This window comes from Microbacterium sp. W4I4, assembly GCF_030816235.1.
Lineage (GTDB): Bacteria > Actinomycetota > Actinomycetes > Actinomycetales > Microbacteriaceae > Microbacterium.
On sequence record NZ_JAUSXT010000001.1, the window covers coordinates 3,631,516 to 3,653,008 of the forward strand.

Genomic DNA, 21,493 nt, shown 5'->3' on the forward strand with positions numbered 1-21,493 from the left:
ATGCCGGTCGCCGACGTCAGAGGCGGGCGGTCTGGATCGGCTCGGTATCGGGGTAGGGGCTCGGATCGCGGTCCCGCAGATCGGGGAAGGCGCGCACGAACACGACCGCCACGATCAGGCCCACCACGGCGAACAGCGCCGCGGCGAGATAGGCGCCGCTGGGACCTCCACCGCCGTCGATGAGGATGCCGGCCACCGCCGAGCCGGCGGCCGCGCCGATCAGCTGGCCGGTGCCCGCCCAGCCGAACGCCTCGGCGGTCTCGCTGAACTTCACGCTCGCCGTGGTGATCGCGAACAGCACGGCCAGCGCCGGCGCGACCCCCAGACCCGCCAGCAGCAGTGTGCCGCCGATCCAGAGCACGTTCAGCGACAGCATCGTCAGAGTCAGGCCGATCGTCACGATCAGCAGGCGCCGCGCCATCGCCCACGGGCCGATGGGTATGTGCCCGAACGCGAGTCCGCCGGCGAGGCTGCCGACCGAGAACACCGCCAGGACGAGCCCGGCCTCCACACCACCGTGGCCGAACGTGGCGACGACCCCGACCTCGACCGCGGAGCAGGCGCCGATCAGCAGGAAGCCGATCACGGTCGCGAGCATGACCGGAGGCTTGAGGACGACCAGGCCGAAGGCGCGGCGGCTGCGCGGGATGCGCACGCGTCCCACCTCGGGGGACAGGATGAACCAGGCGCCGCCGGCGACCAGGATGATTGCGACCATCAGCAGACCCTGCACGGTGCCGGCCTGAGTGGAGACGAGGGTGATCGCCACCGGGGCGACGATCCAGATGATCTCCTGCAGCGACGCGTCGAGCGAGAACAGCGGCGTGAGCTGGCCCGCGTTGACGAGCTTGGGGTAGATGGTGCGCACCGCGGACTGCACCGGAGGTGTGGAGAGCCCGGCCAGCAGGGCGAGGGCCATGTAGCCGGGCAGGTTCAGAGGCAGCAGCGCGAGAGCGAGGACGGCGCCCGTGCAGACGAGGAGGGTCAGCGTGAGCACGCGCCGCATCCCCCATGCACCCATCCAGCGGCTGGTGACGGGCCCCGCGATCGCCTGCCCGACGGATGCCGCGGCCAGCACGATCCCGGCCGCGCCGTAGGAGCCGGTCCGCTGTTCGACGTGCATGAGGATGGCCAGGCTGATCATGCCGTTGGGCAGACGCGCCACGAGCTGTGCGGCGATCATGCGCCCGACACCCGGTGTGCGTAGAAGGTCCCGATATCCGGCCACCTCTGAACACTATCCGGGGCACCCGGCGGCGCGCGAGAGGACGAAGGTCTCGACACGCCGCGACACGCCGAAGGGAGTTCTCCACAGGAAATCGAATGTCGGTGACCCCTCGTATCGTGCCCCCTGTGGATGAATCCGGGACGGGGTCGCAGAAGCCGCGAGAACACGCGGTTCGGGGGTCCTCCCCGAGGTTCCCCGGCTGTGGAAGGAACCGTGGACAACCTGTGTTGTAACAGGGGAGAGCGGTGGAAAACTACACGGATGTAACTACTACCCCTAGTGGTCGGTCCTAATGTCCGTCCCCATATGTAGTATTGAAGTCCGGCGGGGGGTCTGCCGGGAGAACACTTGAGATTCAAGGGGAAGAAGCCAGAATCATGTCGATCACGGTTTACACGAAGCCTTCTTGCGTGCAGTGCAACGCCACTTACCGCGCGCTCGACGCGAAGGGCATCGAATACGAAGTCCACGACGTCTCCGAGGACGCATCGGCGCTCGAGCACGTCAAGTCGCTCGGCTACCTGCAGGCGCCTGTCGTCGTCACCGACGAGGGCCACTGGTCGGGCTTCCGCCCCGACAAGATCGACGAGCTCGCGGCCCGTCTCGCGTAGCAGTCCGACAGGAAGAGGAAACCAGGAGGTGTGGTATGAGCGCGATAGCGACCTCCGCGCCGCTCCTGGTCTACTTCTCGAGCATCTCGGGTAACACCGCACGATTCGTCGAGAAGCTCGGCCTTCCCGCCCGCCGCATCCCGCTGCACCGAAACGACGAGCCGCTCGTCATCGACGAGCCCTATGTGCTCGTCACCCCCACCTACGGGGGCGGTCAGGGACGCGGCGAGGAGAAGGGCGCTGTTCCCAAGCAGGTCATCCGGTTCCTCAACGACGAGCACAACCGCAGCCTGATCCGCGGAGTCATCTCCGCGGGGAACACCAACTTCGGCGACTCGTTCTGTCTCGCCGGAGAGATCGTCAGCCGCAAGTGTCATGTGCCGCACTTGTACCGGCTGGAAGTATTCGGCACGCCGGATGATGTCGATCGCGTGAGCGACGGATTGGAACGATGGTGGACACCGCAGTTGAAGAGCAGCCAGTGACCGAGCAGGTCGACTTCAAGGTCAACCCCGCATACCAGGGGCTCGACTATCACGCGCTGAACGCGATGCTGAACCTGTACGACACGAACGGCAAGATCCAGTTCGGTGCAGACAAGCGCGCCGCGCAGGAGTTCTTCCTGCAGCACGTGAACCAGAACACGGTGTTCTTCCACTCCCTCAAGGAGCGCCTGGACTACCTCGTCGAGAAGGAGTACTACGAGGGCGAACTGCTCGCGAAGTACTCGTTCGAGTTCATCCAGAAGCTCACCGACCTGGCGTACTCGAAGAAGTTCCGCTTCGAGACCTTCCTCGGAGCGTTCAAGTACTACACCAGCTACACGCTGAAGACCTTCGACGGCAAGCGCTACCTGGAGCGCTTCGAGGAGCGCGTCGTGATGACCGCCCTCGGCCTGGCGGACGGCGACGAGCAGGTCGCGATCGATCTCGTCGAGGAGATCATCTCCGGCCGTTTCCAGCCGGCGACGCCGACGTTCCTCAACTCGGGCAAGGCTCAGCGCGGCGAACTCGTCAGCTGCTTCCTGCTGCGCATCGAGGACAACATGGAGTCCATCTCCCGCGGCATCAACTCCTCGCTGCAGCTGTCCAAGCGCGGCGGCGGCGTGGCCCTGCTGCTCAGCAACATCCGCGAGTCCGGTGCGCCGATCAAGCAGATCGAGAACCAGTCCTCCGGCATCATCCCCGTCATGAAGCTGCTCGAAGACAGCTTCAGCTACGCCAACCAGCTCGGAGCCCGTCAGGGCGCGGGCGCGGTCTACCTGAACGCGCACCACCCCGACATCATGCGCTTCCTCGACACCAAGCGCGAGAACGCCGACGAGAAGATCCGCATCAAGACGCTCTCGCTGGGCGTCGTCGTTCCCGACATCACGTTCGAGCTCGCGAAGAACGGCGAGGACATGTACCTCTTCTCGCCGTACGACGTCGAGAAGGTCTACGGCGTCCCGTTCGGCGACATCTCGGTCACCGAGAAGTACCGCGAGATGGTCGACGACGCGCGCATCAAGAAGACGAAGATCAACGCGCGCGAGTTCTTCCAGACGATCGCCGAGATCCAGTTCGAGTCCGGCTACCCGTACATCATGTTCGAGGACACGGTGAACAAGGCGAACCCGATCAAGGGCCGCATCAACATGTCCAACCTCTGCAGCGAGATCCTGCAGGTGAACACGCCGACCACGTACAACGAGGACCTCTCGTACGACCAGATCGGCAAGGACATCTCCTGCAACCTCGGCTCGATGAACATCGCTCTGGCGATGGATGCCGGTGACCTGGGCAAGACCGTCGAGACGGCCATCCGCGGCCTGACCGCCGTCAGCAACCAGAGCCACATCTCGTCGGTCCGCTCGATCGAGGTCGGCAACGACCGCTCGCACGCCATCGGCCTCGGCCAGATGAACCTGCACGGCTACCTCGCTCGCGAGCACGTGTTCTACGGCTCCGAAGAGGGCATCGACTTCACGAACATCTACTTCTACACGGTGCTGTTCCACGCGCTGCGCGCGTCGAACAAGCTCGCCATCGAGCGCGGCGTGGCCTTCGACGGCTTCGCGGACTCGACCTACGCGTCGGGGGAGTTCTTCGACAAGTACATCGACCGCGCCTGGGTGCCCGAGACCGAGAAGGTCAAGGAGCTCTTCGCCGGCCACAGCATCCCGACGCAGGCCGACTGGGCCGAGCTGAAGGACAGCATCCAGAAGCACGGCATCTACAACCAGAACCTGCAGGCCGTACCGCCGACGGGTTCCATCTCCTACATCAACAACTCGACCTCGTCGATCCACCCGATCGCGTCGAAGGTCGAGATCCGCAAGGAGGGCAAGCTCGGTCGCGTCTACTACCCGGCGCCGTTCATGACGAACGACAACCTGGAGTACTACCAGGATGCGTACGAGATCGGCTACGAGAAGGTCATCGACACGTACGCCGCCGCGACCCAGCACGTCGACCAGGGTCTGTCGCTGACGCTGTTCTTCAAGGACACCGCCACCACGCGCGACATCAACAAGGCTCAGATCTACGCATGGCGCAAGGGCATCAAGACGATCTACTACATCCGTCTGCGCCAGATGGCTCTCGAGGGCACCGACATGACCGAGTGCGTCAGCTGCATGCTGTGATGCAGTCGGATTCAGTTTTCGCGGTGACGGAGAAGGAAATGGAAAAATGACCCCGCAAACGCTCAAGCTGGTCGACCACGTGCAGGCGATCAACTGGAACCGCATCCAGGACGACAAGGACCTCGAGGTCTGGAACCGTCTGGTGAACAACTTCTGGCTGCCCGAGAAGGTGCCGCTGTCGAACGACGTGCAGTCGTGGAACACGCTGACGCCCGAAGAGCAGCTGCTCACGATGCGCGTGTTCACCGGACTCACGCTGCTGGACACCATCCAGGGCACGGTCGGCGCGGTCTCGCTGATCCCCGACGCGATCACGCCTCATGAGGAGGCGGTGTACACCAACATCGCGTTCATGGAGTCGGTGCACGCCAAGAGCTACTCGTCGATCTTCTCGACCCTCGCGTCGACGAAGGAGATCGACGAGGCGTTCCGGTGGTCCAATGAGAATGTGAACCTTCAGAAGAAGGCGCAGATCATCATGGACTACTACCAGGGCGATGACCCGCTCAAGCGCAAGGTCGCCTCCACACTGCTGGAGTCGTTCCTGTTCTACTCGGGCTTCTACCTGCCGATCTACTGGTCGTCCAAGGCGAAGCTCACCAACACCGCAGACCTCATCCGCCTCATCATCCGTGACGAGGCCGTGCACGGCTACTACATCGGCTACAAGTTCCAGAAGGGCCTCGAGAACGAGACCCCGGAGCGCCGCGAGGAGCTGAAGGAGTACACCTTCAACCTCATGTACGAGCTCTACGAGAACGAGGTGCAGTACACCCAGGACCTCTACGACGGCGTCGGCCTGACCGAGGACGTCAAGAAGTTCCTGCACTACAACGCCAACAAGGCCCTGATGAACCTGGGCTACGAGGCGATGTTCCCGTCCACCCTCACGAACGTGAACCCGGCGATCCTGTCGGCGCTCTCGCCGAACTCGGACGAGAACCACGACTTCTTCTCCGGGTCGGGTTCCTCGTACGTGATCGGCAAGGCCGAGGCCACCGAGGACGACGACTGGGACTTCTGAGAGTCACTCTCTGAGGCTCCGGCGAACACGCCAGAACGAGAAGGCCCGCACCCGCGACAGCGCGGATGCGGGCCTTCGGCATCCCGTCCCGGATCAGCGGCTCGGGAGCGTGAGGATCTCCGCACCCTCGGCGGTGATCGCGATGGTGTGCTCCGTGTGCGCGGTGCGGCCGCCGGTGGCGCTGCGCAGGGTCCAGCCGTCCTCCTGATCGGTGATGAGGCGGTCGGTGTCGGCCATGACCCATGGCTCGATCGCGAGCAGCAGTCCGGGGCGCAGTCTGTACCCGCGGCCCGGGCGACCGTCGTTCGCCACATGCGGATCCTGATGCATGGTCGAGCCGATGCCGTGCCCGCCGAACTCCATGTTGACCTGGTACCCGGCGGCGTGGAGGGTCGTGCCGATGGCGTGCGAGAGATCGCCCAGGCGTGCACCGGGCTGTGCGATGTCGATCGCCGCGGCGAGGGCGCGTTCGGTCGCGTCGATCATCGCGACATCCTCGGGTGCCTTCGTCGCCCCGACGATGAAGCTGATCGCGGCGTCGGCGGCGATCCCGTCCTTGATGATCGCCAGGTCCAGTGTGAGCAGGTCGCCGTCGGCGAGAGCGAGATCCCGCGGCATCCCATGGAGCACGGCGTCGTTGACCGCCGTGCAGATGTAGTGCCCGAACGGGCCGCTTCCGAAGGACGGCGCGTAGTCCACGTAGCAGGAGGAGGCTCCCTCGGCACGGATCATCTGCTCGGCCCATCGATCGATCTCCAGCAGGTTCGTGCCGAGCCGACACCGTTCCTTCAGTGTCTGCAGGATGTCGCCGACCAGGCGGCCCGTGATCCGGGCGCGGTCCAGCTGGGCGGGGGTGAGGATCTCGATCATGGACGGCTCTCCGGTCGGCAATAACTATCCCGGTAATACTATCCCGGGATTAGAATAGGGAGCATGGTCCGGTTGCCTCACACTCTTCAAGAGATCCAGCGCGGTCAGCGCCTGGGCGCGCTGCTGCGAACGGAGCGGGGCTCTCGCCCGATGCTCGAGGTCGCGCTGCAGGCGGGCATCTCGCCCGAAACGCTGCGGAAGATCGAATCGGGCCGGGTGGCGACGCCCGCCTTCACGACCATCGCCGCCGTCGCGGGAGTTCTCGGGCTCTCTCTCGATGACCTCTGGCGCGACGCCGAAGCGGCCCCGAAGGTCACGTCGAACATCGCGACGCACCCCGGTCACATGCCTTCTGCCGTATACCACCCCGCGTAGCCTGGGGTCAGCGATCGGCATCTGCCCTTGGCTTCCACGGCTCAAGGGCTCCGATCGACAGGAGAGCACCATCTCCCTCACTCAGGTCGAAACGACCACAAGCACTCAGGGTCCGATCCGTCAGACGTATTCGGGCAACGCCGACTTCCCCCCGATGGCACGTGCATACAAGGAAGTGCTGCACGTCGTCAAGGAAACCGGGCTGCTCCAGCGCACTCCGGTGTTCTACTCGCTGGTGGGCGCGGCCATCCTCGTCGGCCTCGGCGGATGCGTGACCGGGTTCATCCTGCTCGGCGACAGCTGGTTCCAGCTGCTGATCGCGGCAGCCCTCGGCCTCCTGTTCACCCAGATCGCATTCCTCGCCCACGAGGCCGCGCACCGCCAGATCCTCTCGTCAGGACCGGCGAACTTCAAACTCGCGCTCTTCCTCGCCGGCAGCATCGGAATGAGCTATGCCTGGTGGGACTCGAAGCACACCAAGCACCACGGCAACCCGAACACCGTCGGCAAAGATCCCGACATCGAGATCGACACGATCTCGTTCCTCGACGAGGATGCTGCGCGCTCGCGCGGCGTCATCCGCTGGATCACGCAGCGCCAGGGCTGGCTGTTCTTCCCCCTGCTGATGCTGGAGGGGCTGAACCTGCACCGGCTCAGCCTCACCCACCTGATCACGCAGAAGAAGGTGAAGGGCCGCTGGACCGAGCTCGCCGTCATCGCCGCTCGCTTCGCACTGCTGCTCGTCCCCGTCTTCCTGATGCTCCCGCCGGGCATGGCCTTCGCATTCCTCGGCGTGCAGTTCGCCGTATTCGGCGTGTACATGGGCGCATCGTTCGCACCCAACCACAAGGGGATGCCGATCATCTCCCACGACGCGCGGCTGGACTTCTTCACGAAGCAGGTGCGCACCTCCCGCAATGTGACCGGCGGATGGTGGGCGACGTCGCTCTTCGGCGGGCTCAACTACCAGGTCGAGCACCACCTTTTCCCGAGCATGTCTCGTCTGCACCTGTCGCGTGCGCGTGAGATCGTGCGCGATTACTGCATGGCGAACAACGTGCCGTACACCGAGACCACGGTGCTGCGCTCCTACGCCATCGTCATCAAGTACCTCAACGAGGTCGGGCTCGCCGCCCGCGACCCGTTCGACTGCCCCATGGTCTCCCAGTATCGGCGGGCGTGACCCGTCGGCTTGCAGATCGCTTCGAGCGCGTCAAGGCCGGTGACGGCAGGTTGACCCCGGCCTAGATTCTCCAGTCATGCGGCACCCGAGCCGCACATGACTGGAGTGGTCGAGGTGAGCACGATCGACGATCAGCCGACGGCGGCACTGCTGGATGGGCGATACCGCCTGGAAGAATGCGTCGGACGCGGTGGGACGGCGATCGTCTACCGAGCGGAGGACACCGCGCTCGGCAGGACGGTGGCGATCAAGCTGCTGCGCAGCCACGCCGAGACGCCGCTGGTGGCCGAACGTGCGTACAGCGAGTCCGCGGTGCTCGCGTCGGTGAATCACCCGTCGCTGGTCACGCTCTACGATGCTCGGCTCGACCCCGCGCATCCTCGATACCTGGCGATGGAGTATGTCGACGGTCCCACGCTCACGTCGCGGCTGACGCATGGCCCGCTGCCGAGCACGGAGGCGGCGCGCCTCGCGCGTGACATCGCCGAGGCGCTTCAGACGGTGCACGAGGCAGGCATCGTCCACCGTGACGTGAAGCCCTCCAACATCCTGCTGTCCAGGTCCGCACGCCGCGACGGCGATTGGGTCGCGAAGCTCACCGACTTCGGCATCGCGCTGGGCAGGGACGATGCGCGGCTGACGGCGCCGGGCATCGCCGTCGGAACCGCGGCCTACATGGCGCCCGAACAGGTCTGCAGCGGCGATCTCACGCCCGCCGTGGACGTCTACTCCTTGGGACTGGTGCTCATCGAGGCGACCAGCGGTGCTCCCGCGTTCCCCGTGTCGGGCGCCGTCCAGACGGCGCTGAGGCATCTGTCCGGCCCGCCGGAGATCCCGGACTCCCTGGATGCCGAATGGCGGGAGCTCCTCGCGAGCATGACGCGCACCGAACCGGAGGCGCGGGCCTCCGCCCGAGACGTCGCAGAGGCCGCCGCCGCGCTCGCCGAGCACCGGGTGCCGTCCGGCACGCGGGCGACGACGGCTCCGCCGACAGCAGGGATGTCCGAGGCCCGCGGCGAAGATCTCTCGGCTCCGACCAGGGAGTATCCGATGGCCGTCGCCCATCGGCCATGGCCCGGCCGCCTGCGGAGGCTGGGGGTCGCAGCCGTCGGCGCCCTTGCCGCCGCAGCAATGGCTCTCATCGCCGTCGCGGGGCTGTGGAGCACGACGCCGAATGCCGATTCGCCGGAGCAGGCGGTGACGCCTGCGCCGAGCACCGCTGCGCCGTCACCGACACCCGATCGGCAGGAGCCGGGCACGCCCACGACATCCGCAGTCGACACCCGCTCGGACGACTCCGGAGCCGGTGCTGTCGACGTGCGTCAGGGCAGCCCGGACAAGTCCGACAATGCACACAAGGGTCCCGGCAGCAATGCCGGCAACCCCGATCATCCGCCGCAGAAGGACAAGGACAGGTGACGGCGGTCGTCGGGCCGCTGGACTCAGCCTGCTGAATAACCCGCCTGCGTGAGGCTCCGTGCCAGATGCGCGGCGTTCGCGGCAGCCGTCGACGTCGCCTGCGCAACCTTCTCGGGCACCGACGGCAGATCCTTGTAATCGGTGGTCTGCATGGCCTCGCCGTTCCAGTACACCGATCCCTGCGCGGGGATCGTGAAGCCCACGTCGTTCAGCGCCTGGAACAGGATCGCGGTGATGTGGTGCGCGCCGTCCTCGTTGCCGACGACGACGGCCAGAGCCACCTTGTCGAACAGGATCGGGCGCCCCTGATCGTCGGTCTCCGACAGCTCTGCATCCAGACGCTCCAGAACGCGCTGCGCGACACTGGAATGCTGCCCCAGCCATGTCGGTGTGGCGAACACGACGATGTCGGCTGCGAGCACACGCGCCCGCAGCTCCGGCCATTCGTCCTCCCCGCCCATGTCGGTCTGGACGCCCGGCAGGATGCGATGGTCGACGGCGCGGATGCGGTCGGCAGTCGCACCGTGCTCCGCCAGGGCGTTCATGACCTGCTCGCCCAGCACGTGGGTGCTCGATCCCGCCGGCGAGGGCTTGAGGGTGCAGTTGATCAGAAGCGCGCTGAGCTGTTCGTCCATGCCGGTACCGTAGGCACGCGCACCACGCGGCCGCAGAGGGGGTTCCGCCCGCTCCACGTATGCGCTAGACCCGGCTCTCAGCCCTTGCGGTGCGCCTGGTAGTACGCCAGGAGCGCCTTCGTGGACGCATCCTGGGCTTCGAGAGCAGCCGCATCGCCCTCGATCGCCGGAGCGATCTGCAGAGCGAGCTGCTTGCCCAGCTCCACACCCCACTGGTCGAACGAGTTGATGCCCCAGATCACGCCCTGCGTGAAGGTGATGTGCTCGTACAGTGCGATCAGCTGGCCGAGCACGGCGGGAGTGAGTGCCGGCGCGAAGATCGATGTCGTGGGCCGGTTGCCGCTGAACGTGCGCGCGGCCACCAGCGCACCGGTGGTGCCCTCCGCCTCGACCTCCTCGGCGGTCTTGCCGAAGGCGAGCGCCTTCGTCTGCGCGAGGAAGTTCGCCAGGAACAGCCCGTGCACGTCGCGTCCGTCGTCCTTCAGCGGATAGGCCGGGTTCGCGAAGGCGATGAAGTCCGCCGGGATCAGGCGCGTGCCCTGGTGGATCAGCTGGTAGAACGCGTGCTGGCCGTTGGTGCCGGGCTCGCCCCAGAACACCTCGCCGGTGTCGGTGGTGACGGGCGTGCCGTCCCAGCGCACCGACTTGCCGTTGGACTCCATGGTCAGCTGCTGCAGGTAAGCGGGGAACCGGCTCAGCTGCTGCGCGTAGGGCAGCACCGCGTGCGACTGCGCGCCCAGGAAGTTCGAGTACCAGACGTTGAGCAGGCCCATCAGAACCGGCACGTTCTCTGCGAGCGGGGTGGCGCGGACGTGCTCGTCGACGGCGTGGAAGCCGGCCAGCAGGTCGCGGAATGCGGCGGGCCCGAAGACGACGGCCAGCGACAGGCCGATCGCCGAGTCGACGGAGTAGCGACCGCCCACCCAGTCCCAGAAGCCGAACGCGTTGGTGGGGTCGATGCCGAACGCGGCGACCTTGTCGAGGGCGGTCGAGACGGCCACGAAGTGGTGCGCGACGGCATCCGTCCGGCTCTTCTCGTCGTCGCCGATCGCGCCGGATGCTGCCAGGCCGGCCCACATCCAGTCCCGCGCGAGGCGCGCGTTCGTCAGCGTCTCCAGCGTCGTGAAGGTCTTGGAGGCGACGATGAACAGGGTGGTCTCGGGATCGAGGTCGGCGGTCTTCTGCGCCAGGTCGGTGGGGTCGATGTTGGAGACGAAGCGCGCCTGGATGCCGGCATCCGCGTACGGCTTGAGCGCCTCGTAGACCATGACCGGTCCGAGGTCCGATCCGCCGATGCCGATGTTCACGACGTGCGTGACCTTCTTGCCGGTCACGCCCAGCCAGTCGCCCGAGCGGACGCGGTCGGCGAAGGCGGCGAGTGCGTCGAGCACCGACTGCACGTCGGCGTCCACGTCCTGACCGTCCACGACCAGCTCCGGCGAGGCGCCCGCCGGACGCCGCAGTGCCGTGTGCAGCACGGCGCGGTCCTCGGTGGTGTTGATGTGGTGACCTGCGAGCATCGCCGCATACCGCTCGGCGACACCGGTCTGCTCGGCCAGACGCACGAGCGAGGCCAGGATCTCATCGGTGACCAGGTTCTTCGACAGGTCGACGTGCAGGTCGGCGAGCTCCAGGCTCAGCCGCTCGACCCGGCCCGGATCGGACGCGAACCAGTCGCGCAGATCGGGGGAGAAGCCCTCACGCGCAGCAGTGAGTTCAGCCCAGGCGGAGGTGGAGGTCGCATCGATCGGAGCGGTCATGCAAGCAACGTTAGCGCCAGCCGGACAAGGCCGGGCGCGAGATTGCGAGCGACACTGTCAAGGAGACGGACTACCATCGCCGCATGCTCGAGGCGATGCCGAACAGGTCCGGCGCGATCGACCTCGTCCGCATCATCGCGGTCGCGGCGATCGTGGCCGGGCACGCCTTCACACGGGAGGTGACGGCCGACTGGCTCTACACCTGGCACGTGACCGTGTTCTTCGTCATCTCGGGGTATCTCTGGAAACCCGGCCGCTCGATGCGCGCCGAACTGAGCAGACGCTGGCAGTCGCTCGGCAGACCGTACCTGGTGTGGTTCGTGCTGCTGACGATCGCGCTGCTCGCGATGGGTTTCCCCGACACCCCGGATCGCATCCTCGGCGGTCTGTACGGTGGGGGAGTGGCCGGGATGCCGTACATCACACTCTGGTTCATCTCCACACTGTTCTTCACGGCACTGCTGCTCCGGCTGATCGAACGACTCCCGCTGGCGGTCCAGTGGCTGATCGGCATCGCCGGCGCTGCGGCGGGCTGGGTCGGCGGCACGGTGCTCTCCGACTCGCCGCTGGGCGTCGGGCTGGCCTTCACGAGCCTGATCTACCTGCTCATCGGCGACGGGCTGCGTCGGATCCGGGCCCGGATCCCTGCTCCTGCCGTCATCGGCATCCTGCTGATCGCTGTCAGCGCCGCCCTCGTCGCCGCCGGGGCCTCGAGCTTCCTGGACATGAAGCAGGGCGAGTTCGGCACGCCCGTGCTGTCGCTGGTGGTCTCCGCCGCGATCTCGATCGGACTGATCCTGCTCGCCGAGAGCACCGTGCGTCCGGGGCGGCTCTCGCAGCTGTGCACGCTGCTGGCGCTGCCGCTGCTGACCGTGGTGCTCATGCATCCTCTCTTCCTGTGGACGCCGTGGTCCGGCTGGCCGACCTTCATCACGGCGATGCTCGTGCCGCTGCTGGTGGGACTCGTTGCCCTGCGGACGCCTGCCTCGCCGTGGCTCACCGGGCAGGCCGCGCTGCGCGTCGATTCCGGCGGGTAGCGTTGGCGGAGAGCATCATCGGCGCCCACTCAGGAGGAATCATGAAGTCAGTCCCGTTCGCAGGCGACACCGCCCCCGCCGTCATCGCGGGAATGATGCGCATCCCCGACAAGACGGATGCCGAAGTGCGCGAGCTGTACGACACGGCCCGCGCCTCCGGAATCGACTTCTTCGATCACGCCGACATCTACGGCGGGGCGATGCACGTCTGCGAGGATCGCTTCGCCTCGGCCCTGCAGCTGTCCGCTTCGGAGCGCGACGAGATCACCCTGCAGACCAAGTGCGGCATCGTGCCGGCCGAGCAGATGTTCGACTTCTCCTACGAGCACATCGTCGCCCAGGTGGAGGGATCGCTCAAGGCGCTGCGCACCGACCACATCGACGTGCTGCTGCTGCACCGTCCCGACGCACTCGTCGAGCCGGAGGAGGTCGCGCGCGCGTTCGACGAGCTCGAGGCGGCCGGCAAGGTGCGCTCGTTCGGCGTCTCGAATCACACGCCCCGTCAGATCGATCTGCTGCGCACCGCCGTGACCCAGCCGCTGGTCGCCAACCAGCTGCAGCTGTCGATCACGCACTCGCCGATCATCGCGCAGGGCGTCGCCGCGAACATGTCCGGCGAGGAGCAGAGCGTGGTCCGCGACGGCGGCGGCATCGTGGAGTACTGCCGCATCAACGGCATTACCATCCAGGCCTGGTCGCCCTTCCAGGGCGGCTTCTTCGACGGGGTGTTCCTCGGCAACGAGAAGTACGCCGAGCTGAACGCGGTGCTCGACCGGCTGGCCGCGAAGTACCGGGTCGAGCCCATCGCCATCGCGACGGCCTGGATCACCCGTCACCCCGCGCACATGCAGGTCGTGCTCGGCACCACCACCCCGCAGCGCGTGGCGGACGCGGCGGCGGGCGCCGACGTGGTGCTGACCCGCGGCGAATGGTACGAGCTGTTCCGCACCGCCGGACACATCGTCCCGTGAGCGAGGGGCCCGGCATGAACCCGCTGATCAGCGCCGCCGAGCTGCGATCGCGCTTCGGCGAGGTGCACGTGCTCGACGCGCGCTGGCAGCTCGGCCGTGACGATGGCCGCGAGCAGTATCTGGCCGGGCACATCCCCGGCGCGGTGTTCATCGACGTGGAGCACGAGCTGTCCCGTCACGGCGAACCCGGCGAAGGACGGCATCCGCTGGCCGATGACGCGGCGCTCGCCGCCGCGGCCCGACGCTGGGGCATCCGCACCGGCGTGCCGGTGGTCGTGTACGACGACCACCGGATGCTGTCGGCGTCGCGCGCCTGGTGGGCGCTGCGGCGCGCCGGCCTCAGCGACGTGCGCGTGCTGGACGGAGGGTGGCCGGCCTGGCAGGCCGCCGGCGGCGAGGTCGCGACCGGCGACGTGCAGGTCGCGGAGGGCGATGTCGTGCTCACCACGCCCGGTGATGTCGGTGTCATCGACACCGCGGGCGCGGCGACCTGGCCGGCGACCGGGGTGCTGCTGGATGCGCGTGCTGCCGAGCGGTACCGCGGCGAGACCGAGCCGATCGACCCGCTCCCCGGTCATATCCCGGGCGCCCGCAACCTGCCGATCGGACGGATGCTCACCGCCGACGGCCGTTTCCTGCCGGCATCCGAGATCGCCGCGGCGTTCGACGACGCCGGCGCCGACGGCAGCATGCCGATCGCGGCATACTGCGGATCCGGCATCACCGCGGCGCAGCTGGCGCTCGCCGGGACCATCGCAGGGCGAGAGGTCACCGTGTATCCGGGCTCGTGGAGCGCGTGGTCCAACACTGCGGGAATGCCGGTCGCGACCGGCGAGGACTGAGCGATGATCAGGTGACGCGGACGAGCGAGCGCTGCCAGCCGGAGGAGCCGTTCGGCGCGATCGCGGCGCGCTCCTCGATCTGCAGGTCGCCGTTCCGATTGACCGCCCGCACTGCGACGTAGTGCGTGCCGGGGGTGGCATCCCACTCCAGGAACCACTGCACCCAGGTGTCCTCGTTGACGGGAGCCGACAGGGTGGCGGGCACCCAGTCGCCGTCATCGATGCTGACCTCGACGCGCTCTATCCCCACGGACTGCGCCCAGGCGACGCCCGCGATCGGGATCCTCCCCGCCGGCACCGCCTCGCCGATCTTGGGGGTGTCCACGCGCGAAGCGAACTTGATCGGAGCTTCGGCGCTGTAGCCGCGAGGCGTCCAGTACGCCTGGTCGTCGGCGAACGTCGTGACCTTGAGCTCGGTCAGCCACTTCGTGGCGGACACGTACCCGTAAAGGCCGGGGACGACCATGCGGACCGGGAAGCCGTGTTCCAGAGGCAGCGGCTCGCCGTTCATCGCCACCGCGAGGATCGCGTCGAGGCCGTCGTCGGTGAGCGCGGAGAGTGGAGTGCTCGCCGTGTAGCCGTCCACGCTGCGCGAGAGGACCATGTCGGCGCCGGACTGCACTCCTGCCTTCCTCAGCACCTCGCGCACCGGCACGCCGAGCCACTTCGCGTTGCCCACGAGCTCGCCGCCGACCTCATTGGAGACGCAGGTCAGGGTGATCGCGTATTCGTCGAGACCCATGTCGAGGATGTCCTGGAAGCTCAGCTCCACCCGCTGGTCGACCATCCCGTCGATCACGAGTCGCCAGGTCGCCGGGTCGATGGTGGGGACGGTGAGAGCGGTGTCGACGCGGTAGAAGTCCTTGTTCGGGGTGAACAGCCTGCTCAGACCCGGGATGTCGAGCTCGGCCCCCTTCGGGATCGCGACGGTCGTGCGAGGCGCCGGCAGCTTGAGCAGGTCGCGGATCGCCTCCACGGAGCCGACGGCCATGCTGACGGTGCGCGAGGCGATTCCCACCACGAGAGCCGAGGCGCCGGCGATGGCGGTGAGCATGAAGAACTGGCGTCGCCCCATGATGCTCGGTCGGGCTGCTTCGTCACTCGCCGATGCTGATGAACCGGTCGCCGTGCCGCGCACGCTCGCGGATCCGCGCCAGGTCCGCAGTCGACGGATGAGCAGTACGAGGATGACGGATCCGGCGAGGGGACAGAGCACGGGAGGGAGGAAGGCGAGCGGGGTGGCGCCGGGGCGGGTCACGATCGCGGCGGTCGACAGCGCACCGGCGACGACCAGGGCGGCCACGCCGAGCGGGGGCCGCACGAGCTGCAGGATGCCGGAGATCGCGGAGGCGATGATCACGGCCAGACCGAGCCCGGCGAGGAGGGCGATCTTGTCGTACTCGCCGAAGGTCGCGATCGCGAGCTCCTTGAAGGGCTGCGGCACGATGTCGATCACGAACCCGCCGACCGCCAGGATCGGGCTGGCCTCGCGGGCCACCAGCACCGCGAACAGCTCCGAGGCCGCGAGGAAGACGGCACCGCCGACCACGCCAGCCAGTCCCGCCCATGCGATGAATGCTCTGCCCGTGCTCCGCTTCGACATGATCGTCTCCTCCGTGGCACCGTGACAGTGCGCTCGAGTGTTGTTCGGAGTCGCGCCGCGATCGGATTCCGCGACCCTGCCGAGACGGCCCGTCGCGACCCTGCGTCGTGCTCCCGCCGGGGCCGCGGGCGACCCGGGTCGTCTACGCTGAGGGGCATGGCCTTCGTGATCTCGCTGCTCATCGTGGCGCTGATGGTGTTCGCACTCGTGGACATCATCCGGCGCGACGACTCGCAGGTGAAGTTCATGCCGAAGTTCGTCTGGCTGCTGCTGGTCGTCCTGCTGCCGTTCATCGGCAGCGTGCTGTGGTTCGGCATCGGACGGGAGTACCCCGAGGGCGGCATCCGTCTGGAGCGCCCCGAGCGGCTGAAGCGGTCCCGTCGCCCGGAGCCGTCGGCGCCCGTCCCGCCGGTGATCCCGGCGGACACGCGCACGACCGAGCAGCAGATCGCGGATCTCGACAAGGAGATCGAGGAGTGGCGGCTGCGCCAGGAGATCGAGAAGCGCAGGCAGGAGCGCGGCGAATCCGGCTCCGAGTCGGCGTGAGCGTCAGCCGCTGAACGACGCGCGCAGCGCCTCGTCCAGATCGGGATGCCGGAACACGTAGCCCGCCTCGGCGAGCCTGCCCGGCAGCACCCACCGGCTCTTCAGGATCAGCTCCGTCTCGGTGCGGATGCCGATCGCGCCGAGCTCCAGCATCCAGCGCGGGGTGGGCGGGCCGAACCGCACCCCGAGGGTGCGCCGGACGGATGCCATGAACCCGGCGTTGTCGACCGGGTTCGGCGACGAGGCGTTCACCGGCCCGTCGAGTTCCGGATGCTGTTCCAGGAAGTCGATGATGCCGATCACATCGTCGACGTGGATCCAGCTGAATCGCTGGCGTCCGCCCCGGGCGCCCGCGACGTGCGCGGTGCCGGATGCACGCCGTGCCCGTGTCACCGGCCACCAGCCGTCGAGCTGCGTGCCGCCGAGACCCAGTCGGGCCAGCACCCGCAGGGGACCCAGAACGCCGGCGTCGCCGAGGACGATCGCAGTGCGCAGCGCCACGCGCCTGGTCTCAGGCAGCTCGGCGTCGAACAGCTCGCGCTCCCAGGCCTTCGCGACCTCGACGGAGAAGCCCGTGCCGATCTCGCCATCGGCCTCCGTCATCGGCCGGTCCTCCGCATGGCGGTAGATCGTCGCGGTGGAGGAGTTGATCCACAGCGGCGGGGGAGCGGATGCCCGGCCGACAGCCGTGCTGAGAGCCGCCGTGGTGTCCAGACGGGAGGAGAAGATCTGCGCGCGATTCGCGGGCGTGTACCGGCAGCTGACGCTCTTGCCCGCCAGGCCCACGACGAGACCGGCGCCGTCGACGGCGGCGTCGATGCCGTCCTGGTCGGTCCAGGTGAGATCCGCTCCGGAGCGTGAGATCGTGACGACCTCACGCCCTTCGGCGCGGTACTTCTGCTGCAGATGGCGGCCGATGAACCCGCTCGACCCGCCGAGCACCACCCGGGTCACGGCGCATCCTCGTGGATGGCGTAGCTGAAGGTGCCCTCGTACTCGTAGAGCCGTCCGATGACCGGCAGATCCACGGTCAGCGAGACCCGCTGCCGCCCCGCCCGCTTCTCGGCGCTCTCACGCAGCCGCACGACCGGAGCGAGGAACCTCGGCACCGTGATGCGCACACGTCCCAGCCGGATGCCCACACTGGTGCTGCGCAGGGCGAGGGCGTCGCCGTCCACCGACACGTCGAAGGCGACGGCGAGGGTCATCGGCTCGCCGATCTGATCGAGCACGCGACCGCGCGGGCGGACGCAGACGGCGTCCTTCATCGTCCAGTCGCCGTCGGACAGGTGCAGGGTCCGCGCGCTGATCGCCTTGCCTGCGAGAGTGCGGTTGCGCACGGTGAACGGGACGTTCTGGTGCCAGCCGGAGTGCACGACGCCGCGGCGCTCCAACTTCCCCAGCAGCGGCCACAGCCACCGGCGCGGCGTGCCGATCCGCTCGAACACGCCCTCGCCGATGCCGAGGTGGCCGCGGGGAACCGCGGAGAAGTACTCGCGCAGGGCGGGATGCAGCTGCGTGCGCTGCGCTCCCAGTGCCCGGAGGTACGGGGACTGGGGCACATGATCCATACGTCGAGACTATCGCCGAGGTGAGGGCGCCGGATGCTTCCGGCGCCCTCACCGCGCCGGAGTCATCGCCTGGGGCCGCCGTAGAGCAGGTGCGGGCGGGTGTCGTCCACGAACTTCCGCAGTTCGGGCTGCCAGGCCGCGATGATCTCCTCGGCCGAAGCACCCGCCTCCAGCTGCTCCTGGAATCGGCCCGAACCCGTCAGCAGGCCGATCCATCGGCCGCCGTCGCCGCGCCAGGCGAACTCAGGATAGATCCGGCGTGCTTCCACGAGCATGTGCGTCGCGACCTCGATGGCATCGACCCTCTCGGCATCCAGGATGTGCACCTGCACGCCCGCACAGACCTTGCCGGCGTTCTTCGAGAACGTCGGTGTGAAATACGCCTCGCGGAACTCCACGCCGGCGAGGTTCTTCGCGTTCAGCGCCGACGCCCACCTGTGGTCGAGGTACGGCGCACCGATCAGCTCGAACGGGCGGGTGGTGCCCCGCCCCTCCGACCAGTCCGTCGCCTCGACCATGCCGGTGCCCGGATACAGCGTCGCCGTCTGAGGGGTGGGCATGTTGGGGGAGGGTGGGATCCACCGATCGGCCTGATCAGGACCCACCATCTCGCGGTGCCAGCCCTCGACCGCGACGACCTTCAGGTCGGTCAGCTTCCGCTGCTCTGCCCGTTCCATGAACGTCGCGTTGAAGAACCGCGCCAGCTCGCCCACGGTCATGCCGTGCTGCTGGGAGATCTCCAGCAGACCGACGCCCGAGGTGTATCCCTGCTGCAGCACGGGACCGCGGGCCCGACCGCCGAGCGGGTTGGGGCGGTCGAGCACCACGAAGCGCAGATCACCCGCCTGGGCGGCGGCCTGCATCGCCGTCCACATCGTCCAGATGTAGGTGTAGAACCGCACACCGACATCACGGATGTCGAACACGATCGTGTCGACGCCGGCCGCGGTGAAGAACCCGGCGAGCTTCGAGACCGTGGCGCCGTAGGCGTCGTAAACCGTCACACCGGTTCGGGGATCGGTGAACGTGTCCTCGGCCTCACCGGCCTGCGCCGTGCCGCGGAAGCCGTGCTCCGGCCCGAACACCGCCGCGAGATCGACACCTCTGGCGTGCATGTCGTCGACGATGCTCGTGAAGTCGCGCAGCACCCCGGTCGGATTGGTGATGACGCCGACCTTGCGTCCGGCGAACATCCGCCAACCGTCGGCGGCGGCGATGTCCGCGCCGGTGCGCAGGCTCCGGCCACGATCGGCGGATGCCACGGCCGAGTCGCCCGCGAATGCGACGCTCCCGCTCGCGGCGACGCCGGCGGCGGTGGCTGCGGCCGCGCCGGCAGCCTGCAGAATTCCTCGCCTGGTCATGTTCATGACGTCACCACCCCAATCCGTGGCCGAACGGGTACAGAATGTCGCCCGATCCGTCTGCGGTGCGGATATCGACGGGAAGTGCGCCCTGCGGGGTGATCTCGCCGGTGATGACCTTGGCGAGCGACGCGAGAGCGGGGGCGGCGTACGAGTAGGTCGCGATGAAGTTGTCGACCTCGGGCAGCTGGTTGATGTCATACGGGTTGCGCACCCCCGCGACCACCAGGTGCGTGCCCGTGGCATCCAGCGCCGCGACCAGGTCTTTCTGTCGGCTCGTCGCGGTGACGCCGTTGGTGAGCACGACGGTGACGTCGCTCATCGCGGCGGCGGCAGTGGCCTCGGCGATCAGCGCCGTCGATGGTGCCGTGCCGGTGGGCAGCGCGGTGACCTCGGCGCCGCGAGCGGTCAGCTCGGCGGCCAGAGTGCGCCCGGTCACCTCGCCGTAGCCGGTCACCAGCACCGTCTTGCCCTGCACGGCCACGGGAAGTGCTCCGTCGTCGTTGCGGACCAGTGTCGTCGTGCGGTCGGTGATCTTCTCGGCCGCTCGCAGACTGGAGTTCTTGCCGACGGTGTTCATGACCTTGTCGACATCGACCTTCGGATGCTTGATGACTCCCTGCTCGTACTTCATCTTCAGGATCCGCTCGACGGATTCGTCGATGCGCTGCTCTGTCAACCGGCCGGAGTCGAGGGCATCGTCGATCGCCGCATACGCCTCGCGCGGTGCAGCGGGCAGCAGCAGCTGGTCGACGCCGGCTTCGATCGCACGCACGGCGACCTCGCCGTCACCGTACTTCTGCCGGACGGCGGCCATCTCGAGTCCGTCGGTGACGATGACGCCGTCGAACCCGAGGGCTTCGCGCAACTGCCCGGTGACGATCTTGTGAGACAGGGTCGCGGGGTCGCCGCTGTCGTCCAGTGCCGGCACGACGATGTGGGCGGTCATGATCGAATCCACACCGGCTTCGATGGCAGCCCGGAACGGTGGCGCATCGATCTGCTGCCACTCCTCGAGAGTGTGGGTGATCACCGGAAGCCCGGAGTGGGAATCCGTGTCCGTGTCGCCGTGCCCGGGGAAGTGCTTGGCAGTGGCGACTATCCCGGCATCCTCCTGATAGCCCTGCACCGCCGCAGCCGTGAGCTGCGAGACGAGTGCGGGGTCGGATGAGAAGCTGCGCACGCCGATCACGGGATTGTCGGGATTGATGTTGACGTCGGCGTCCGGAGCGTTGTTCTGCTGGATGCCCATCGCCAGCAGCTCCTGACCGGTGACGGCAGCGGCCTTTCGGGTGTCCTTGGTGCTGCGCCCCGCGCCCAGCGCCATGTTGCCAGGGAAGAGGGTCGCCGGGGATCCGATCCGGGTGACGAGACCCTGCTCCTGGTCGGTGCTGACCAGCAGCGGGATGCCGGCGCCCGCCTCCATCGCGGCATCCTGCAGCCCGTTGGAGAGGGTCGCGACCTGCGTGGGATCCGTTATGTTGTCCCGTGCGGAGAACAGGATGAAACCGCCTGGTTCGTACTCCGAGATGATGTCGGATGCGGTCGGCCGGCCATACAGCGTGGTGTTGCGCGAGTCGACGGTCTCGGCGTCAGGGCCGTAGGCGAACAGGATGAACAGCTGCCCGATCTTCTGCTCCAGCGTCATCGACTCGAGTGTCGTGTCGGCGTACGCCTGAGCGGCCCGATCTCTCCCTGGTGGCGTCTGTGCAGCCGACGCGGCCGCCGGTGCCAGCGTCGCGGTCAACGACAGTGCCGCGGCGATGGCCAGGGCGCGGTGTGCGGGTCTTCTCTGCATGACGTTCTCCTCATCGAGTTCGTCCCCAGCATC

General features: G+C 67.6%; 20 protein-coding genes. 11 read left to right on the top strand and 9 right to left on the bottom strand.

Annotated elements, in window-relative coordinates; translation table 11 throughout:
- Positions 1-16: 16 nt before the first annotated feature.
- Complete coding sequence (locus QF046_RS17265; RefSeq protein WP_307372180.1) at positions 17-1,228, bottom strand: MFS transporter; 1,212 nt, start codon at positions 1,226-1,228, stop codon at positions 17-19.
- A 377-nt stretch (positions 1,229-1,605) separates the two neighbouring features.
- On the opposite strand from QF046_RS17265, the gene nrdH reads away from it, so the two are divergent.
- The 4 genes from nrdH to nrdF are packed head-to-tail and all read left to right on the top strand — an operon-like array spanning position 1,606 to position 5,489.
- The gene (gene nrdH / locus QF046_RS17270) at positions 1,606-1,839 is read left to right on the top strand and encodes a glutaredoxin-like protein NrdH (RefSeq protein WP_307372182.1); all 234 of its coding nucleotides are present in this window, start codon (positions 1,606-1,608) and stop codon (positions 1,837-1,839) included.
- Between the two features lie 35 nt (positions 1,840-1,874).
- Entirely contained in the window at positions 1,875-2,324 is a 450-nt protein-coding gene (gene nrdI / locus QF046_RS17275; protein WP_307372185.1) for a class Ib ribonucleoside-diphosphate reductase assembly flavoprotein NrdI, read from the top strand.
- A complete protein-coding gene (gene nrdE, locus QF046_RS17280; protein WP_307372187.1) occupies positions 2,291-4,465 on the top strand; it encodes a class 1b ribonucleoside-diphosphate reductase subunit alpha in 2,175 nt (724 codons plus the stop codon). Before nrdI ends, nrdE begins: the two co-directional genes overlap by 34 nt.
- A 46-nt stretch (positions 4,466-4,511) precedes the next feature.
- The gene (gene nrdF / locus QF046_RS17285) at positions 4,512-5,489 is read left to right on the top strand and encodes a class 1b ribonucleoside-diphosphate reductase subunit beta (RefSeq protein WP_307372190.1); all 978 of its coding nucleotides are present in this window, start codon (positions 4,512-4,514) and stop codon (positions 5,487-5,489) included.
- A gap of 93 nt (positions 5,490-5,582) precedes the next feature.
- On the opposite strand, the gene map is transcribed toward nrdF, so the two are convergent.
- Positions 5,583-6,359, bottom strand: a complete 777-nt coding sequence (map, locus tag QF046_RS17290) for a type I methionyl aminopeptidase (RefSeq protein WP_307372193.1) — start codon at positions 6,357-6,359, stop codon at positions 5,583-5,585.
- Between the two features lie 63 nt (positions 6,360-6,422).
- Here map and QF046_RS17295 point away from each other — a divergent pair, with 63 nt between their 5' ends.
- The 3 genes from QF046_RS17295 (at position 6,423) to QF046_RS17305 (ending at position 9,336) form a co-directional block, all read left to right on the top strand.
- Positions 6,423-6,734, top strand: coding sequence for a helix-turn-helix domain-containing protein (locus tag QF046_RS17295; protein WP_307372196.1), 312 nt, complete (start codon positions 6,423-6,425; stop codon positions 6,732-6,734).
- Positions 6,735-6,888: 154 nt separating this feature from the next.
- Positions 6,889-7,917: a fatty acid desaturase gene (locus QF046_RS17300; RefSeq protein ID WP_373425742.1), complete on the top strand. Its 1,029-nt coding sequence runs from the start codon at positions 6,889-6,891 to the stop codon at positions 7,915-7,917.
- Between the two features lie 96 nt (positions 7,918-8,013).
- On the top strand, positions 8,014-9,336 hold the full coding sequence (locus QF046_RS17305; protein ID WP_307372198.1) for a serine/threonine-protein kinase: 1,323 nt from the start codon (positions 8,014-8,016) through the stop codon (positions 9,334-9,336).
- 23 nt (positions 9,337-9,359) lie between these two features.
- Here the strand turns inward: QF046_RS17305 and QF046_RS17310 are convergent, their stop codons facing one another.
- Together QF046_RS17310 and pgi are read right to left on the bottom strand one after the other, a co-directional pair.
- A complete protein-coding gene (locus QF046_RS17310; RefSeq protein WP_307372200.1) occupies positions 9,360-9,971 on the bottom strand; it encodes a flavodoxin family protein in 612 nt (203 codons plus the stop codon).
- A 77-nt stretch (positions 9,972-10,048) separates the two neighbouring features.
- Positions 10,049-11,731 carry a glucose-6-phosphate isomerase gene (gene pgi, locus QF046_RS17315; protein WP_307372202.1) on the bottom strand — a complete coding sequence of 561 codons (1,683 nt, stop codon included), beginning with the start codon at positions 11,729-11,731 and terminating at the stop codon, positions 10,049-10,051.
- Positions 11,732-11,814: 83 nt separating this feature from the next.
- On the opposite strand from pgi, the gene QF046_RS17320 reads away from it, so the two are divergent.
- From QF046_RS17320 to QF046_RS17330, 3 genes are read left to right on the top strand one after another with little or no spacing between them, the layout of a single operon-like run.
- Positions 11,815-12,768 (top strand): acyltransferase family protein, encoded by a 954-nt coding sequence (locus QF046_RS17320; RefSeq protein WP_307372204.1) that lies wholly within the window; start codon positions 11,815-11,817, stop codon positions 12,766-12,768.
- 41 nt (positions 12,769-12,809) lie between these two features.
- On the top strand, positions 12,810-13,739 hold the full coding sequence (locus QF046_RS17325) for an aldo/keto reductase family oxidoreductase (protein WP_307372206.1): 930 nt from the start codon (positions 12,810-12,812) through the stop codon (positions 13,737-13,739).
- 14 nt (positions 13,740-13,753) lie between these two features.
- On the top strand, positions 13,754-14,581 hold the full coding sequence (locus QF046_RS17330; protein WP_307372209.1) for a sulfurtransferase: 828 nt from the start codon (positions 13,754-13,756) through the stop codon (positions 14,579-14,581).
- 7 nt (positions 14,582-14,588) lie between these two features.
- On the opposite strand, the gene QF046_RS17335 is transcribed toward QF046_RS17330, so the two are convergent.
- Positions 14,589-16,184 (bottom strand): molybdopterin-dependent oxidoreductase, encoded by a 1,596-nt coding sequence (locus tag QF046_RS17335; RefSeq protein ID WP_307372211.1) that lies wholly within the window; start codon positions 16,182-16,184, stop codon positions 14,589-14,591.
- A gap of 156 nt (positions 16,185-16,340) precedes the next feature.
- Here QF046_RS17335 and QF046_RS17340 point away from each other — a divergent pair, with 156 nt between their 5' ends.
- Positions 16,341-16,730: a PLD nuclease N-terminal domain-containing protein gene (locus QF046_RS17340; protein WP_307372214.1), complete on the top strand. Its 390-nt coding sequence runs from the start codon at positions 16,341-16,343 to the stop codon at positions 16,728-16,730.
- Between the two features lie 3 nt (positions 16,731-16,733).
- Here QF046_RS17340 and QF046_RS17345 read toward each other — a convergent pair whose 3' ends face one another.
- The 4 genes from QF046_RS17345 to QF046_RS17360 form a co-directional block, all read right to left on the bottom strand.
- Positions 16,734-17,684 carry an epimerase gene (locus tag QF046_RS17345; RefSeq protein WP_307372216.1) on the bottom strand — a complete coding sequence of 317 codons (951 nt, stop codon included), beginning with the start codon at positions 17,682-17,684 and terminating at the stop codon, positions 16,734-16,736.
- On the bottom strand, positions 17,681-18,301 hold the full coding sequence (locus QF046_RS17350) for a DUF4166 domain-containing protein (protein WP_307372219.1): 621 nt from the start codon (positions 18,299-18,301) through the stop codon (positions 17,681-17,683). Before QF046_RS17350 ends, QF046_RS17345 begins: the two co-directional genes overlap by 4 nt.
- 62 nt (positions 18,302-18,363) lie before the next feature.
- Complete coding sequence (locus tag QF046_RS17355; protein ID WP_307372221.1) at positions 18,364-19,662, bottom strand: DUF1343 domain-containing protein; 1,299 nt, start codon at positions 19,660-19,662, stop codon at positions 18,364-18,366.
- Between the two features lie 10 nt (positions 19,663-19,672).
- Positions 19,673-21,460, bottom strand: coding sequence for a glycoside hydrolase family 3 protein (locus QF046_RS17360; RefSeq protein WP_307372223.1), 1,788 nt, complete (start codon positions 21,458-21,460; stop codon positions 19,673-19,675).
- Positions 21,461-21,493: the final 33 nt, after the last annotated feature.

Bases quoted from the DNA above. Each gene is read 5' to 3' on its own strand.
- QF046_RS17325 (WP_307372206.1), top strand. From the start codon at position 12,810: ATGAAGTCAGTCCCGTTCGCAGGCGACACCGCCCCCGCCGTCATCGCG.
- QF046_RS17305 (WP_307372198.1), top strand. From the start codon at position 8,014: ATGACTGGAGTGGTCGAGGTGAGCACGATCGACGATCAGCCGACGGCG.
- QF046_RS17310 (WP_307372200.1), bottom strand. From the start codon at position 9,971: ATGGACGAACAGCTCAGCGCGCTTCTGATCAACTGCACCCTCAAGCCC.
- nrdF (WP_307372190.1), top strand. From the start codon at position 4,512: ATGACCCCGCAAACGCTCAAGCTGGTCGACCACGTGCAGGCGATCAAC.
- QF046_RS17300 (WP_373425742.1), top strand. From the start codon at position 6,889: ATGGCACGTGCATACAAGGAAGTGCTGCACGTCGTCAAGGAAACCGGG.
- QF046_RS17340 (WP_307372214.1), top strand. From the start codon at position 16,341: ATGGCCTTCGTGATCTCGCTGCTCATCGTGGCGCTGATGGTGTTCGCA.
- map (WP_307372193.1), bottom strand. From the start codon at position 6,359: ATGATCGAGATCCTCACCCCCGCCCAGCTGGACCGCGCCCGGATCACG.
- QF046_RS17355 (WP_307372221.1), bottom strand. From the start codon at position 19,662: ATGACCAGGCGAGGAATTCTGCAGGCTGCCGGCGCGGCCGCAGCCACC.
- QF046_RS17335 (WP_307372211.1), bottom strand. From the start codon at position 16,184: ATGTCGAAGCGGAGCACGGGCAGAGCATTCATCGCATGGGCGGGACTG.
- QF046_RS17295 (WP_307372196.1), top strand. From the start codon at position 6,423: ATGGTCCGGTTGCCTCACACTCTTCAAGAGATCCAGCGCGGTCAGCGC.
- nrdI (WP_307372185.1), top strand. From the start codon at position 1,875: ATGAGCGCGATAGCGACCTCCGCGCCGCTCCTGGTCTACTTCTCGAGC.
- QF046_RS17350 (WP_307372219.1), bottom strand. From the start codon at position 18,301: ATGGATCATGTGCCCCAGTCCCCGTACCTCCGGGCACTGGGAGCGCAG.
- nrdH (WP_307372182.1), top strand. From the start codon at position 1,606: ATGTCGATCACGGTTTACACGAAGCCTTCTTGCGTGCAGTGCAACGCC.
- nrdE (WP_307372187.1), top strand. From the start codon at position 2,291: ATGGTGGACACCGCAGTTGAAGAGCAGCCAGTGACCGAGCAGGTCGAC.
- QF046_RS17360 (WP_307372223.1), bottom strand. From the start codon at position 21,460: ATGCAGAGAAGACCCGCACACCGCGCCCTGGCCATCGCCGCGGCACTG.
- QF046_RS17330 (WP_307372209.1), top strand. From the start codon at position 13,754: ATGAACCCGCTGATCAGCGCCGCCGAGCTGCGATCGCGCTTCGGCGAG.
- QF046_RS17320 (WP_307372204.1), top strand. From the start codon at position 11,815: ATGCTCGAGGCGATGCCGAACAGGTCCGGCGCGATCGACCTCGTCCGC.
- pgi (WP_307372202.1), bottom strand. From the start codon at position 11,731: ATGACCGCTCCGATCGATGCGACCTCCACCTCCGCCTGGGCTGAACTC.